The organism is Pedobacter foliorum (assembly GCF_013266735.1).
Taxonomy (GTDB): domain Bacteria; phylum Bacteroidota; class Bacteroidia; order Sphingobacteriales; family Sphingobacteriaceae; genus Pedobacter; species Pedobacter foliorum.
In genome coordinates this window covers 57821-72591 of record NZ_JABSNU010000016.1, presented here as the reverse complement: position 1 = coordinate 72591, position 14771 = coordinate 57821, and the positions used below count along the sequence as shown (strand labels likewise).

Genomic DNA, 14771 nt, shown 5'->3' with positions numbered 1-14771 from the left:
AAATTAATAATAATATAGATTAACTTTTGCCAAAATAAAAGTTTGTCTTGCTCATGTCAGGAAAATAAACATGTGTAAGCAATCTCAAAATTGGGGAAAATAGTGAACATTAATTCATAATTGGTGACTTATTATAAAATCATATTATGCCTATAATTATAAATTTAGATGTGATGTTAGCAAAAAGAAAGATGTCGTTAACCGAACTTAGTATAAGGGTAGGGGTAACGATGTCTAATCTTTCCATATTGAAAACCGGAAAGGCAAAGGCAGTAAGGTTGGACACTCTGGAGGCTATATGTAGTGCTTTGAATTGCCAGCCCGGAGATATATTGGAGTTTCGAAGGTATTCTGGTGGGTAGGGGCGGTGTTTGGTTTAGCGCATCGTCATACCTTAATGTTGCGTGAAGTTGTAGCGTCACGTCATCCTGAATTTATTTCAGGACCCCTCAAGAGAAAGAAAACCTTGCTTATGCGAGGTCCTGATATCGGCCTTCGCCGGCATGACGAATTCAGGATGACGATGCGCAATATTATTTAGGTCAAATCCGAAATTTCTGCCTCTGGAGCATTCTTTTTAACAGATTCAATGCCATTGTCTCTGCTGGCAACACTTTCATACATTTCACTATTGCCAATAATTTGTCCGTTAGTTGCTTTCAAATTAAAGTATGGTTTGCCGTTAGTAGATGTTTTTTTGTCATATTTACTGTCATCCTGAGAGTTTTTCTTTACAGACTCTATCCCATTGGTACATCCGCTTTTGCTCGAATAACCTTCGCTAGTTAAAATTACCTGGCCGTTTCCTGCCTTTAAATTGAATTGGAATTCTCCATTCTTTCTTGTTGTGATTTCAAATTTGCCCATAATCTTTTTTAATTTGGTTTTACAGTAGATTGTTTTATTAATCCAATTTATAAAAAACTAAACAAAACAAAGTGATTATTCTTATTTTGTTTATGAAGCAGTTTTTTTAGCTACAGAGCGGTAATGCTTTTTAAATCAAAAGTTTGGTCTAGTCTTATACCTTTTTCTGTATGCTGTAAAGTACAACATTCATTAACGGCATCATGTTCAAGATAAAGGATGTATCCATTGTCCGTCGCTTCCTGTAAAAACGACTTCTTTTCCTTTAACGTTTGCAAAGGAAACATGTCGTATGCCATAACATAAGGCAAAGGAATATGTCCTACAGAAGGTAAAAGGTCTGCCATGTACACAATCGTTTTGTCTTTGTAATGGATTTGAGGCAACATCATGGCGTCAGTATGTCCATACGCAAAGCGGATGTTTATGCCATCATGAAATTGAACACCGTCAGTGTCTTCAATAAACCTAAGTTGCCCACTATCCTGAATCGGCAAGATATTCTCTTTTAAGAAGGAGGCCTTTTCTCTTTCATTTGGATTTACAGCCCAATCCCAGTGTTTTTTGTTACTCCAGTAGAAAGCATTCTTAAATGCCGGCCTAAGTTTGTTGCCGATGCGAGTTATAGAACCGCCACAATGATCAAAATGCAGGTGAGTTAAAAAAACATCAGTGATATCATCTCTTGAGAAGCCTTTTGCAGCTAATGATTTATCTAAAGTGTCATCACCATGCAAATAATAATGACCTAAAAACTTTTCATCCTGCTTATCACCAATTCCGTTATCTATTAATATTAATCTATCACCGTCTTCAATTAGCAAACACCTCATAGCCCAGGTGCACATATTATTTGCATCTGCCGGATTACTGCGTTGCCAGACAGATTTAGGAACTACGCCAAACATAGCGCCACCATCGAGTTTAAATAAACCTGTATTGATTGTGTGTAAATTCATATTTTAAAATTAATGAAAAAGGCCACATTACGTGGCCTTTTTCAAAATATGTTAATGTAATATTTGTTATTACAAGTGAATTACTTCACCATATGCATCAGCAGCAGCTTCCATAATCGCTTCACTCATAGTAGGGTGAGGGTGTACCGATTTAATCATTTCATGACCAGTTGTTTCCAATTTACGGGCAACAACAATCTCAGCAATCATTTCAGTAACGTTAGCACCAATCATGTGGGCACCTAATAATTCGCCGTATTTAGCATCGAAGATTAACTTAACGAAACCATCTTTAGCACCGGCAGCACTAGCTTTACCTGAAGCAGAGAATGGGAACTTGCCAATTTTCAACTCATATCCGGCAGCTTTAGCAGCTTTTTCAGTATAACCTACTGAAGCAATTTCAGGACTGCAATAAGTACAACCTGGGATGTTGTTATAATCTAAAGGCTCTGGTTTATGACCAGCAATTTTTTCAACACAAATAATACCTTCAGCAGAAGCAACGTGAGCCAATGCCTGTCCACCAACGATATCGCCGATAGCATAAACACCTTTTACAGTAGTATTGTAAAACTCGTCAACAACTACTTTACCTTTTTCAGTTTTGATGCCAGTTTCTTCTAAACCTAAGTTTTCGATGTTAGCAACAACACCAGCAGCAGAAAGTACGATATCACACTCAAGAGTTTGCACACCGGCAGCAGTTTTAACCTGTACTTTACAACCAGCACCGCTAGTGTCAACAGACTCAACGCTTGATGAAGTCATGATCTCGATACCAGCTTTCTTAAAGCTACGCAATAGTTGTTTAGATACGTCTTCATCCTCAACAGGAACAACGTTGTCCATAAACTCAACAATAGTAACTTTAGTGCCTAAAGTAGCATAGAAATAAGCAAACTCAACACCTATAGCACCAGAACCAACAACAACCATAGATTTTGGTTGCTCAGGTAATACCATGGCCTGTCTGTATCCGATTACTTTTTTACCGTCTTGTTTTAAGTTAGGAAGTTCTCTCGATCTTCCGCCGGTAGCTAATATTATACTTGTAGCTGTATATTCTTTTTGAGAACCGTCAGCTGCTTTAACTTCAACTTTGTTTCCAGGTTTTACTTTACCCGAACCCATTATTACATCGATTTTGTTCTTTTTCATTAAGAACTGAACCCCTTTGCTCATACCATCAGCAACACCACGGCTACGCTTAATAACTGCTGCAAAGTCAGCCTCAGCTTCAGCGGTTTTAATGCCATATTCCGAAGCATGGTTAATGTATTCAAAAACCTGTGCACTTTTTAGTAATGCTTTAGTAGGTATACAGCCCCAGTTAAGGCATATCCCACCTAAGGATTCGCGCTCTACAACTGCAGTTTTCAAACCTAACTGAGAAGCTCTGATTGCAGCTACGTATCCACCGGGACCGCTGCCTATTACAATTACATCGTAGTTCATATCTTATTATAAAGGAATTTAACTTTAATAAACGCCCAAAAATAAAAAAAAATGTTCGTTAATACCTCCATAAAGATTTTTGAGCAAGTGATTTAATAGAATGAAATATTAAGAGACGGTAATGTTGAAGTGTTAGTTGAATTATAACTGCAAAACAATCGACTGATAAACTGTTGGTTATATATTTAATTACTGTGTTAAATGTTGAAAAGTTCTGGCATATTTAATAATTATTTAACATGAAAAATAAAGTGAGCATTAAATTAATATTTAAATTTGCCGATATCACTAATTTTTAGTGTTATTCATAAAAAAACAAAACAATATGAAGAAATCTTTACTATTCAAGATGGTAGTAATCGTTTTAGCGTTTGTAGGGTCTATTTCTGCAGTAAATGCACAAGTAACCACATCTGCTATGACGGGTACAGTCAAAGACTCTAAAGGAGCTTTGCCAGGTGCAAGTGTTAAAGCTATACACGTTCCTACAGGTACTGTATATTCTGTTTCTACAAACAACGACGGCAGATTTAGCATTGCAAACATGAGACCAGGTGGCCCATACACTATTGAAGTAAACTATGTAGGCTTTCAAAAAGAAACCGCATCTGATGTTTATTTAAAGTTAGGTGATCCTTACACTTTAAACGTTGTATTAAGTGACGACAGCAAAAGTCTTGAAGAAGTAGTAGTATCTGGTAAAAAAGATGCAACTATGAACAGCAAGAGAACTGGTGCTGCAACAACCATTTCGAAAGAGCAAATCCAAAATCTGCCTACTTTAAACCGTAGTTTACAGGATTTTACGCGTTTAACGCCTCAGGCAAACGGTAACTCTTTCTCTGGATCAAGTACTCGTTACAACAGCATCAACATTGATGGTGCCATGAACAATGACATTTTCGGTATCGCTGGTTCTCCGGCACCGGGTGGTTTAGCAAAAACTCAACCTATTTCACTTGACGCTGTTCAAGAGATTCAAGTTGTTTTAGCTCCTTACGATGTGAGCTACGGTAACTTTACAGGTGGTGGTATTAATGCTATTACACGTTCAGGAACAAATAATGTAGAGGGATCAGCTTACTTTTTCGGTAGAAACCAAAAATTAGTAGGTAAAAACTTTGCAGGAGAAAAAGCTAACGACTTTTACAGGACTCAATATGGTTTCCGTTTAGGTGCTCCAATTGTTAAAAACAAACTATTCTTCTTTGTAAATGCTGAGCAAACAAGAGATAAAGTTCCTACATCATTTAATGTTGGCGATGCAAATGCAATGCTTTCTGCATCTGATGCTAATACATTAGCTGATTTTGTTCAAAAAACATATGGCTACAATGTTGGTAGCTTTGATAAAATTGATCAAGAAACTAAAAGTGATAAGATCTTTGCACGTTTAGATTGGAATATCAATAGCAAAAACCAATTAACTTTACGTCATAACTATATTAAAGCATCTGATGATAACCTTAGCAGAAGCCCTTCTTTCTTCCGTTTAGGAAATAATGGTTATAAGTTCGAGAACAGTCAAAACATCAGTGTATTAGAGTTAAGATCTCAAATAAACTCTAACTTATCAAACAACCTTATTGTAGGTTATTCAAGAATCAGAGATTCACGTGCTACAAACGGTTCTTTATTCCCACAAGTTGAAATTCAAAACTGGGGCGGACAAGCTGGAAGCACGCTTCAATTCGGTTCAGAAAGAAGCTCTACAGCAAACTCACTTGATCAGGATGTTGTCGAATTTACTGACAACTTAAAACTATTAGCAGGTAACCATACTTTCACGTTAGGTACACACAATGAGTTTTTCAAATTCAGTAACTTGTTCGTAAACAACTATAGAGGTCGTTACCGTTTTGATAATCTTGATGATTTCTATAAGGATAAACCAAAAAATATCGACGTTACTTATCCTTCAGTTGCTGGTACTCTTCCACCTGCGGCATTTAAAGCAGCTCAATTAGGCTTTTATTTCCAAGACGAGATTCAGGTTGATCCTACTTTCAGATTAACTGCAGGTTTAAGATTAGATGTTCCTTTATTCTTTGATAAACCAGCTAATAACCCAGCTGTTGCAGCTTCGTTCCCAGGTTATGGTACAAGCAACTTACCAAGCGGACAAATCTTAGTTTCTCCTCGTATCGGATTTAACTGGGATGCAACTGGTGACAGAACAATTCAAGTACGTGGTGGTAGTGGATTATTTACCGGTCGTGCTCCATTCGTATGGTTCTCTAACCAATATGGAAATACTGGTTTAGATTATAAATCTATTGCATTATCTGGAACTGCAGCTAACAATGCAGGTTTTGAGCCTGATCCAAACAAACAATCTACAGTTGGTTCAGCTGGAAATACTTACCAGGTTAACTTAATGAGCCCTAGATTTAGAGTACCTCAGGTATTCCGTACCAACTTAGCGGCTGATTTTAAATTACCTGCAGGTATGGTAGGTACTTTAGAAGGTATTTACTCTAAAACTGTAAATAACGTTCTTTACAAAGATCTAAATGTTAAAGCAAAAGGTACAACAATTAGCTCTGCATTAAGTAACGGAGCAGATTTACGTCCAGCTTACGCTAACAAAGTAGATCCAACTTATACTGGTGCTTATCTTTTAGATAATACAAGCAAAGGTTATTCTTATAGCTTAACTGCCGAATTGAAGAAAAACTTTACTAATGGTTTATTTGCTACTGTAGCTTATAACTACGGTCAGTCTAAAGATGTAAACTCTGGTGCTAACAGTACAGCTCAATCTAACTGGGAGTTTGTTCAGATCGTTAACGATCCTAATAACCCAGATCTAGTTTATTCTAATCAGGATGTTCGTCATAGAATTTTAGGTAGCTTATCATACGCCTTTAACTATGGCCGTCAAAAAGCAAGTGGTACTACATTCTCTATATTCTATGCAGGTACTTCAGGTACACCTTTTACCTACCTATACAATGGTGATTTAAATGGTGACGGAGCTTTTGGTAACGATTTATTGTTTGTTCCTAGAACAATGAGCGATATCAATATGGTGAAACTTGATATTAAAGATGCAAAAGGTACAGTTATTAAAACCTATACTCCACAAGAGCAATGGGATGCATTAAATACCTACATCAACAACGATTCTTACCTTAAAACTATCAGAGGTCAGTATGCGAAAAGAAACGGTGCTCGTTTGCCTTGGCAACACCAAGTTGATTTACGTGTAATGCAAGATATTGGTACTATGATTGGTTCAACTAAAAACCGTTTACAATTATCGTTTGATGTATTTAACTTCACCAACTTATTAAATAAGAAATGGGGTCGTCAATACAGCTACGGTAACCAGGCTTATCAGTTGATTTCATACAATTCATCAGCAAAAGGATTCAACTTCTCTCCAACAACTCCTGCTAATACCTCTACAGAATCTTTCGATTCAAGATGGCAAGGACAAATCGGAGTTAGATATTTGTTTAACTAACAAGGATTAATATCCGCTTAAAAAGGCTCAAGCATCTTAAAAAATGTTTTAGCCTTTTTTTTTACACCTTTTAATTCAATTAAGCTAGGGCATTAACTGATGCTTGGTTGTTTTCAGCCTGTTGATGCAATTAATAATTTAACTGTTAGGAAATTAATAGAGGACTAAGGTGACGCTGATGTTATTTCACATTCAGCGCACGATGAATGTGGACTGACTCCTAAGCCCAATTAGCTTCGTTTTTCCTCGCAATGGTTTACAGATGCTTTAAATTTTTTCCTTTAAATAGCAGGGCCACCGGGTTATTAGTTAATTTTTAATCAAATGACAATTGGTCATATCATTTCTGTTTTTTTTGGCGTTATACAACAAATAAGTTACAGTCGAGGTCCGAAAAATATAAGGAGGAATTGCCATGCCATTAGAAATTAGAGAATCAGAAAAACTACACGTGATGACAAGGGAATTCTTTGATGAGCATTCTTTTGAAGAAATCCACGAGATGCTTGACAAACTTTATAGCGGATGGGCCGGCCATGCTGCAGTTCAGGTTGAAACTGAAGAAAGACTTAAAACACTGATATTTTTTGATGAACTAAAACAGTTTTTTGAGAAAATTGAAGAGAGCAGTTAGCATCTAAAAACAAGTTTTAATTCAACTACTCATAAATGTGATAAATGCCTCAATAGCTAATGCTAATTAAATTTAGTAATTTGGATTTGTAAGCCAATTCTTTTCAATAAAGTTAAGAATAAACGCCTCCAAATTGTGAACCGAACCTATTCCTTTTTATGTACTCAGGCTTTATTAAAAAGCGTGTTTGTATGCAGCATATTTTGCTTCCTTTTCCTTTTTTCAAATGCCCAGATTGGTAGTCCTAAATTTAAAGTAATTGCATTTTATACCGGTAAAAACGATCAGGCACATATAAGCTATGTCCATGAAGCCAATAAATGGTTCCCAAAAATGGGCGTAAAGTATAATTTCAGCTATGATTCTACCAGTAACTGGGATAATCTTAATGCAAATTTTCTTTCCAAGTATCAGGTTGTACTCTTTTTAGATACCAGACCAGACAAGCCGGAACAACGTGAAGCATTCGAAAATTATATGAAACATGGAGGGGCATGGATGGGCTTTCACTTTTCTGCTTTTGCATTATCACCTTCAGATTTTCCAGAAAATTGGGATTGGTATCATAATAAGTTCCTTGGCTCTGGGGCTTATGGTAGCAATACCTGGCGACCAACATCTGCCATCCTTAAGGTAGAAGATAAAAAGCACCCTGCCACTAAGAACTTGCCTCAAACATTTAAAACGGCTCCTAATGAGTGGTATAAATGGTCAAATGATCTTACTAAGAACCCTGATATTAAAATACTATTGTCTATTGATAGCAGTAGTTTTCCGCTAGGAACAGGGCCTAAAGCTTACGAAATTTGGCATAGCGGATATTATCCGGTAGTGTGGACAAATACCAAGTATAAAATGATTTATGTGAATATGGGGCATAACGATATTGATTATGAGCACCCACCACATAACAAAGAGTTATCATTCACATTTGATAATGAAATTCAGAATAAACTAATCATCAATAGCTTAATTTGGCTCGGTAGTAAATAAGTACAACTCAAGGCGAAATATCTACGCTTCATCAGTTATTTGTCTTTTCTTAATCCGCATATCTACAGCTTTGTACAGATAAGTAATAAGCTGATTTATGTTAACAGGATGTCTTTTTAATAATGGAGCTGGAGTAAAGATACTTGGCGATACTTCTGATTTGATTTCATTGCACAGAACGGTGCATAAAGTAACCATGCTAATTGTTGATTACGAGTTGGAAGATACAGAAGTTTCAACTCTGTTGGTCGACTTTTTGGAGTGTCTGGAAAAGGCTTATACCGGCGTCGCTCTTCGCGAGGAAAAAATAATTCATAAAAATAGGGTTGTGTGCTACGGATTAGAAATCAGTTGGATAGAGCTGTTGATGGTTAGCAACTTGCTAAGGTATTTGGCCGATTATGTGGTAACAGATGAGCTGGATGAAATCAACATGCGATTGCTGGAATATATTACCCGCAAAACAATAGCTACGGTTAGCGAAGAAGAATATCAGATTATCAGTAATTATTTAGGGAAAAGGTTCTCTTACGTAAACATTAAACAGTTCATAAAGAGTTTTAGCTGTAATGTGCAAAATTTAAGAAAGAGAAGTGTGTATGGTAATCTTAATTGTTTAATGGCCATTGTTGATATTAAACACGATGAAAAGCATTAGATATACATTGATAACCGGGGCCAGTTCAGGTTTGGGAAAAGAGTTTTCTGTTCAATGCGCGGCCATGGGTAGGAATATTATTATGGTTGCGCTGCCGGGGAGCAATATGGCTTCTATTGCTGAGAGTCTTGCTCTTGAATATAAAATTGATGCTAAGGTATTTGAATTTGATATTACCGATGGCATTTTGCTTATAGAAAAATTGAATCATATTATTGAAAATTTTGAGGTCGACTTTTTAATTAACAATGCCGGCATTGGTGGTACTGCTTCTATTACGGAGAGCTCTTTAGAGGCAATGGATAGAATTTTGCAGGTTAACATCCGGAGTATGGTGTCAATAACTCAAATGCTTTTGCCTCATTTGCTAAAGCATCAAAAAAGCTATATCCTAAATGTTTCAAGCATGGCTGCTTTTACTCCGATAGCTTATAAAACAGTGTACCCTGCATCAAAGGCATTTATTTCTTCGTTTTCGTTGGGTTTAAGAGAAGAATTGCTTGATACCAATTTGTCGGTTAGCGTGGTTTACCCTGGGCCAATAATGACAAATTCAGGCGTATCTACAAGGATAATGGGGCAAGGTGCAAAAGGAAGAATTGGATTGCTAACAACCTCCGAAATTGTTCGCATTGCGCTGAAACAAACAAAGCTTAATAAGGCCATAATTATTCCCGGTTTTTGGAATAAGATAAATCATAGGCTGATGGGAATTTTACCCTTAGAAACAAAGCTTAGAATAGTATCCCGCGCGGTCAAAAAGGAAATAGCAATTAAATAAAAATCCGAAAGAATAATGAGAGTTTTAATAACGGGAGGCAACGGTTTTTTAGGTTCTAACGTTGCCCGTGAATTGTTTAGGCGCGGCTATGAGGTGAAGCTAATGATGAGAAGCACAGCTGATGCCAGTGTAGTGGCAGATATTCCTTGTGAGATTTATCATGGCGATATCAGCGACGCGCAGGAGGTATTAATGGCTGTAAAAGGATGTGATTATGTGGTACACACGGCATCTATAACACAACAATGGGCGGTAACTTTTAAGGAGTATGAGTTAATTAATGTACAAGGAACTATAAATGTGGTAAATGCTTGTTTGCAGCATAATGTAAAAAAGCTGATCCATGTTAGTACGGCCAATACCATTGGCCCGGGTAATAGGGCTAAGCCTGCTAATGAGTTAAATTCTTTTACGCTGCTTCATGTAAATTCAGGGTATATCAATAGTAAATATATAGCTCAACAGTATGTTCTGGAGCAGATTGAGCGTAAGAATCTGCAGGCAATTATTGTTAATCCGACTTTTATGATTGGGCAATATGATGTAAAGCCAAGTTCCGGAAAAATCATACTGCATGGCATAAATAAGCGGCTTGTTTTTTATCCGCCGGGAGGCAAAAACTTTGTACACATAAATGATGTATGCACTGGAATAGCAAATGCATTGGAAAGGGGCAAAATAGGCGATTGCTATTTGCTGGCCGGAGAGAATTTAACCTATAAAGAGTTTTTTGAGTTGTTAAATGGGGTAGCAGGACAAGATCCTACGATGGTTCGTATCCCTCAATTGGTTTTAAAAATGATAGGAATAATGGGTACATTGGTTGGAGTATTAAGCAAAACATCTGGTAAGCTGACTTATTCTTCGGCTTATATGCTGTGTTTATACAACTACTATTCTGGCAAAAAATCTGAAAGGGAGTTATTCGTAAAATATACTCCAATAGACAAAGCTATTAGGAGTGCATTAACATGGTTTAAAGAAAATAATTACTGCTAATACTATGTTAATTGGTTTTATAATAATGCTGTTAAGGATGAATCCTGCCAAGGCTGAACAGATTTTTCAGAACAAATACTTCAAATACGGTTTAAGGATATTGGTGCTTTATACTTTTAGCCTGATATTTAAATCTTTTGACCTGACGTTTCCGCACGAGATTGGTTCGTTTTTATTTAGAGGACAGGCTTTTAGTGTATTGTACATTGTTTTCGGGTTGATTGCATGGGAGGGGGCAGTGTGGCTCTCAAAGTACATCGAAAGAAATGTTTTTAATAAAAGTGTTTCTTCTAAGTTGTTGTTTCTGTGTATCAGTTTGCTGTTGTATGGTTTGCTGATCTCTTATTTGTTTGGCCTTTGTTACTCGGTATTTGACATCGTTTTATTTAAAAAATATGAAGCCTGGAATCAGTTTGTAGCTTTTAGCTACGATTTAAACTTTGGTACTTTCATTTTCTATCTGCTATTGCTTGCTTACAATGGGGTGGTACTTTATTATAAAAACTGGAAAGAATCGCAGTTGAATGCCGAGCGGCTAATGCGCGAGAATATTCAGGCCAAATACGATGTATTGAAAAGTCAGATAGATCCTCATTTTTTCTTTAATTCACTTAGTGTGCTTACCAATTTAGTGTATAAAAGTCCGGATTTGTCGGCCGAGTATATTACTCAGTTGGCTAAAAGCTACAGGTATATACTGGATAAGAAATTTGATAATCTGGTAACCATTAAAACGGAGCTGGAGTTTTTAGAGTCTTACTCTTTTCTGATAAGAATAAGGCATCAGAGTAGTATAGAGTTCCATATAAACATTAGCGAGGAGGTACAGTGTACAGGTATGGTGCCTCCGGCAACCTTACAAATGCTGGTAGAGAACGCTGTAAAGCATAACCGTTTTTCGGCTAATGATCCCTTGCGTATTTGTATTATGGATGAGGACGACTATCTGGTTGTTTCCAATGATTTAAGGAAACGTGCCAGTATTCAGAATTCTATTGGTGTTGGCCTTGATAACATTAGCAAAAGGTATGAGTTAACAAGTGATAAAAGAATTACAGTAACCGAAACAAAAGATACATTTACTGTGCGTTTACCAATAATACGTAATTATGAGGACTATAATATTTGATTATGAAGATTGTAATATTTGAGGACGAAAGGCATAACGCCGAAAGATTGATTCAGCTTCTGCAAAAGTGTTTGCCTCAAATTGATGTGGTGGCTATAATTGAATCTGTTGAGGATGGGGTTAAATGGTTCGACAATCAGGCTAGTAAAGCTGATTTGATATTTATGGATATTCAGCTGTCGGATGGTAATTGTTTTGAGCTGTTTGAAAGGAGAGATGTTCAGATTCCTATAGTTTTTACTACCGCTTATGATAGTTTTGCTTTACAGGCATTTAAGGTTTATAGTGTTGATTATTTGATGAAGCCTATTGATATAAAAGACCTTAAGCGAGCTATTGAGAAATATGAATATTTTAAGCTTCCGGCAAACTCAGGGGTTAATATTTCTAAAATTGCAGAAGAGTTTTCAAAGCGCGAAAACACGCGTTTTATAGGTAAAATCAACAATCAGCTTATTTATGTTAAGGCCAAAGATATTGCACATATTTACTTTGCTGATGGGTTAACATGGGCTACTACAATGACGGATCAGAGGATTCCCTTGGATTATTCTTTAGATCAGATTGAGAAAATGTTGGATAAGAATCTGTTTTTTAGGATTAACCGGAAACTGATTATTCATATTGATGCGATTAAAAAAATTACCACCTATTATAATAGCCGGTTTATTTTGCAATTGCAACCGGCAGTTGATGTAGAAGCGATTATTAGTAGGGAACGGGTTAGTGGTTTTAAGGCCTGGCTTGAGGGACAGACTATTTCTCCATAGTGCTATCCCTTGTTAATCAGTATTCCTAGTAGCTTAATTTTCTTTTCTAACTCATCGCTCCATGGCAGTCCAAAGCTTAATCTTAAGCAATTATCGAACTGCTGTTTCAAGCTGAACATTCTTCCGGGAGCAATGCTTATGTTGTGTTTTATTGCACGTTCATATAAATCGAGCGTATTGATGTCTTTATCGAGCTCAACCCATAAAAAATAACCGCCTTCGGGTCGGCTTACACACGTGCTTTCCGGAAAGTAATTGGCAATGGCACGGCTATACTTCATACTGTTGTTGTGGAGTATCTGGCGTATTTTTCTTAAATGGTTCTCGTAGCGACCATTCTTTAAAAAATCGGCAACAACTTCGGAAGTGATTGTGGTAGAGGAAATAGAGTGACTCAGTTTTAATCTCAACACTTGATCTTTAAACTTTCCGGGGGCAACCCAGCCAACTCTGTAGCCCGGAGCTAGTGTTTTAGATATGGAATTGCAGTAAAGCACCATTCCACTTTCATCGTATGTTTTGCAAGTGGTTGGTCTGTTGCTGCCAAAATAAAGATCGCCATAAAGATCATCTTCAATTAAGGGCACATTAAAGTGCTCCAGTAATTTAACTACTTCTTTTTTATGTTCATTAGGCATAGAGGCGCCACAAGGGTTGTTAAAATTGCTAATCAACAGACATACCTTGATTTTGTTCTGTGTTAAAGCCTTTTTTAAAGCTTCAAGTTCTATTCCTGTAGTTGCATTTGTTGGCAGTTCCAAAACATTTAACCCCATGGTTTGGGTAAGCTGAAGGATGCCAAAATAAGCAGGGCTTTCAACAGCTACCGTGTCGCCGGGTTTGGTTAATGCGTGTAAACAGTAGGCAACGGCGTTCATGCAGCCGGAGGTAGTTATGATATCTGTATCGTCAAGATCGCCACCCCAGGAGAGCGACCATTTTGCAATTTCTCTTCTTAGCTTATCGTTCCCTTGTACATGATCGTAAGCAGTTCCGCTACCATCCAGTGTTCTCATGGCTTGCAACATTCCCTTGTTTAACTTTGCAATAGGAAGGAGGCTTTTGTCGGGCACTCCTAATGAAAGCAGCGTTACATTAGGGTTTTCGCTATCCTTATGGACCCTAGTAATCAGGTCATCCTGATTATGCAGCGTAGCCTCGGCAGAGGGGTTGCTCGTTCCGGGTACAGCTAAACGTTTTTTAGGAGGAACAGAAACGTAATAACCAGATCTGGGCCTTGTTTCAATCAATGATCGGCTTTCTAACTCATAATAGGCTTGCGTAACTGTACTCATATTATGGCCAAGTTCTCGACAAAGCATCCTTACAGAAGGTAGTTTGTCGCCTGCTTTTAGCACCTCGCTCATGATTTGTTTCTCGATGCGGGCAGCTATTTGAAGGTATAAGTAAGGCGCTGATTTAGGTTGTTGCTTTATTTCCATAGGTTACAGCTGTATTGGTCAAATTTAATAAAATTGTATCTGTGTTGGTGTAATTATATTGTTCAATTTTGTTTTATTATTTTAACAGTGCAGATATGACTATTTTACACAGCACCCAGAACGATTTAGATTCTATTTTTAAAATCTATGATGATGCTACCGAGTATCAGAAGAAACAAACTATTAATTATTGGAAAGGCTTTGAAAGATCGCTTGTTAAAAGAGAGATTGAAGAACAGAGACAGTACAAAATTATAGTGGATGGTGTAATTGCCTGTGTTTTTGTAATCACTTATAATGATCCGTTAATTTGGAAGGAAAGGGATGCTGATCCTTCAATTTATATTCATCGTATAGCAACCAATCCATCATTTAGGGGTAGTTCTTTTGTTAAGCAAATTGTAGAATGGGCTAAAGGGCACGCAAAAGAAACCGGTAAGGAGTTTGTAAGAATGGATACTACCGCCGGCAATGATAAGCTGAATAACTACTATTTTAACTGTGGTTTTGAGGATAAAGGGATTACGGTAATGGGATTTGAAGAGGAGTTGCCTTTGCACTACAGGGGCGGAAGCCTTAACCTGTTCGAAATTAAGGCGTAATCGCCGATTG

General features: G+C 37.1%; 14 protein-coding genes. 10 read left to right on the top strand and 4 right to left on the bottom strand.

Annotation, left to right across the window (positions count from 1 at the left end; all coding sequences use genetic code 11):
• Window positions 1–146 precede the first annotated feature (146 nt).
• Window positions 147–362, top strand: coding sequence for a helix-turn-helix domain-containing protein (locus HQN83_RS22215; RefSeq protein ID WP_173093474.1), 216 nt, complete (start codon window positions 147–149; stop codon window positions 360–362).
• A gap of 175 nt (window positions 363–537) precedes the next feature.
• Here the strand turns inward: HQN83_RS22215 and HQN83_RS22210 are convergent, their stop codons facing one another.
• From HQN83_RS22210 to lpdA, 3 genes are all read right to left on the bottom strand, one after another.
• The gene (locus tag HQN83_RS22210) at window positions 538–867 is read right to left on the bottom strand and encodes a YegP family protein (RefSeq protein ID WP_173093473.1); all 330 of its coding nucleotides are present in this window, start codon (window positions 865–867) and stop codon (window positions 538–540) included.
• 110 nt (window positions 868–977) lie between these two features.
• Window positions 978–1826 carry an MBL fold metallo-hydrolase gene (locus HQN83_RS22205; RefSeq protein ID WP_173093472.1) on the bottom strand — a complete coding sequence of 283 codons (849 nt, stop codon included), beginning with the start codon at window positions 1824–1826 and terminating at the stop codon, window positions 978–980.
• A 69-nt stretch (window positions 1827–1895) separates the two neighbouring features.
• Complete coding sequence (gene lpdA, locus HQN83_RS22200; RefSeq protein WP_173093471.1) at window positions 1896–3284, bottom strand: dihydrolipoyl dehydrogenase; 1389 nt, start codon at window positions 3282–3284, stop codon at window positions 1896–1898.
• 325 nt (window positions 3285–3609) lie between these two features.
• Here lpdA and HQN83_RS22195 point away from each other — a divergent pair, with 325 nt between their 5' ends.
• From HQN83_RS22195 to HQN83_RS22160, 8 genes are all read left to right on the top strand, one after another.
• The gene (locus tag HQN83_RS22195; protein ID WP_173093470.1) at window positions 3610–6753 is read left to right on the top strand and encodes a TonB-dependent receptor; all 3144 of its coding nucleotides are present in this window, start codon (window positions 3610–3612) and stop codon (window positions 6751–6753) included.
• A 454-nt stretch (window positions 6754–7207) separates the two neighbouring features.
• On the top strand, window positions 7208–7387 hold the full coding sequence (locus HQN83_RS22190) for a hypothetical protein (protein ID WP_173093468.1): 180 nt from the start codon (window positions 7208–7210) through the stop codon (window positions 7385–7387).
• A gap of 135 nt (window positions 7388–7522) precedes the next feature.
• On the top strand, window positions 7523–8380 hold the full coding sequence (locus HQN83_RS22185; RefSeq protein ID WP_317172532.1) for a ThuA domain-containing protein: 858 nt from the start codon (window positions 7523–7525) through the stop codon (window positions 8378–8380).
• A gap of 97 nt (window positions 8381–8477) precedes the next feature.
• Window positions 8478–9038 carry a DUF6904 family protein gene (locus tag HQN83_RS22180; RefSeq protein ID WP_173093466.1) on the top strand — a complete coding sequence of 187 codons (561 nt, stop codon included), beginning with the start codon at window positions 8478–8480 and terminating at the stop codon, window positions 9036–9038.
• Window positions 9025–9819 (top strand): SDR family NAD(P)-dependent oxidoreductase, encoded by a 795-nt coding sequence (locus tag HQN83_RS22175; protein ID WP_173093464.1) that lies wholly within the window; start codon window positions 9025–9027, stop codon window positions 9817–9819. The genes HQN83_RS22180 and HQN83_RS22175 overlap by 14 nt, the downstream gene beginning before the upstream one ends.
• Window positions 9820–9834: 15 nt before the next feature.
• The gene (locus tag HQN83_RS22170; protein WP_173093462.1) at window positions 9835–10818 is read left to right on the top strand and encodes an NAD-dependent epimerase/dehydratase family protein; all 984 of its coding nucleotides are present in this window, start codon (window positions 9835–9837) and stop codon (window positions 10816–10818) included.
• 37 nt (window positions 10819–10855) lie between these two features.
• The gene (locus HQN83_RS22165) at window positions 10856–11947 is read left to right on the top strand and encodes a sensor histidine kinase (protein ID WP_246254569.1); all 1092 of its coding nucleotides are present in this window, start codon (window positions 10856–10858) and stop codon (window positions 11945–11947) included.
• Between the two features lie 2 nt (window positions 11948–11949).
• Window positions 11950–12717 (top strand): LytR/AlgR family response regulator transcription factor, encoded by a 768-nt coding sequence (locus HQN83_RS22160; RefSeq protein ID WP_173093458.1) that lies wholly within the window; start codon window positions 11950–11952, stop codon window positions 12715–12717.
• Between the two features lie 2 nt (window positions 12718–12719).
• Here the strand turns inward: HQN83_RS22160 and HQN83_RS22155 are convergent, their stop codons facing one another.
• Window positions 12720–14159, bottom strand: a complete 1440-nt coding sequence (locus HQN83_RS22155) for an aminotransferase-like domain-containing protein (RefSeq protein ID WP_173093456.1) — start codon at window positions 14157–14159, stop codon at window positions 12720–12722.
• Window positions 14160–14254: 95 nt separating this feature from the next.
• On the opposite strand from HQN83_RS22155, the gene HQN83_RS22150 reads away from it, so the two are divergent.
• Entirely contained in the window at window positions 14255–14761 is a 507-nt protein-coding gene (locus tag HQN83_RS22150) for a GNAT family N-acetyltransferase (RefSeq protein ID WP_173093454.1), read from the top strand.
• Window positions 14762–14771 lie beyond the last annotated feature (10 nt).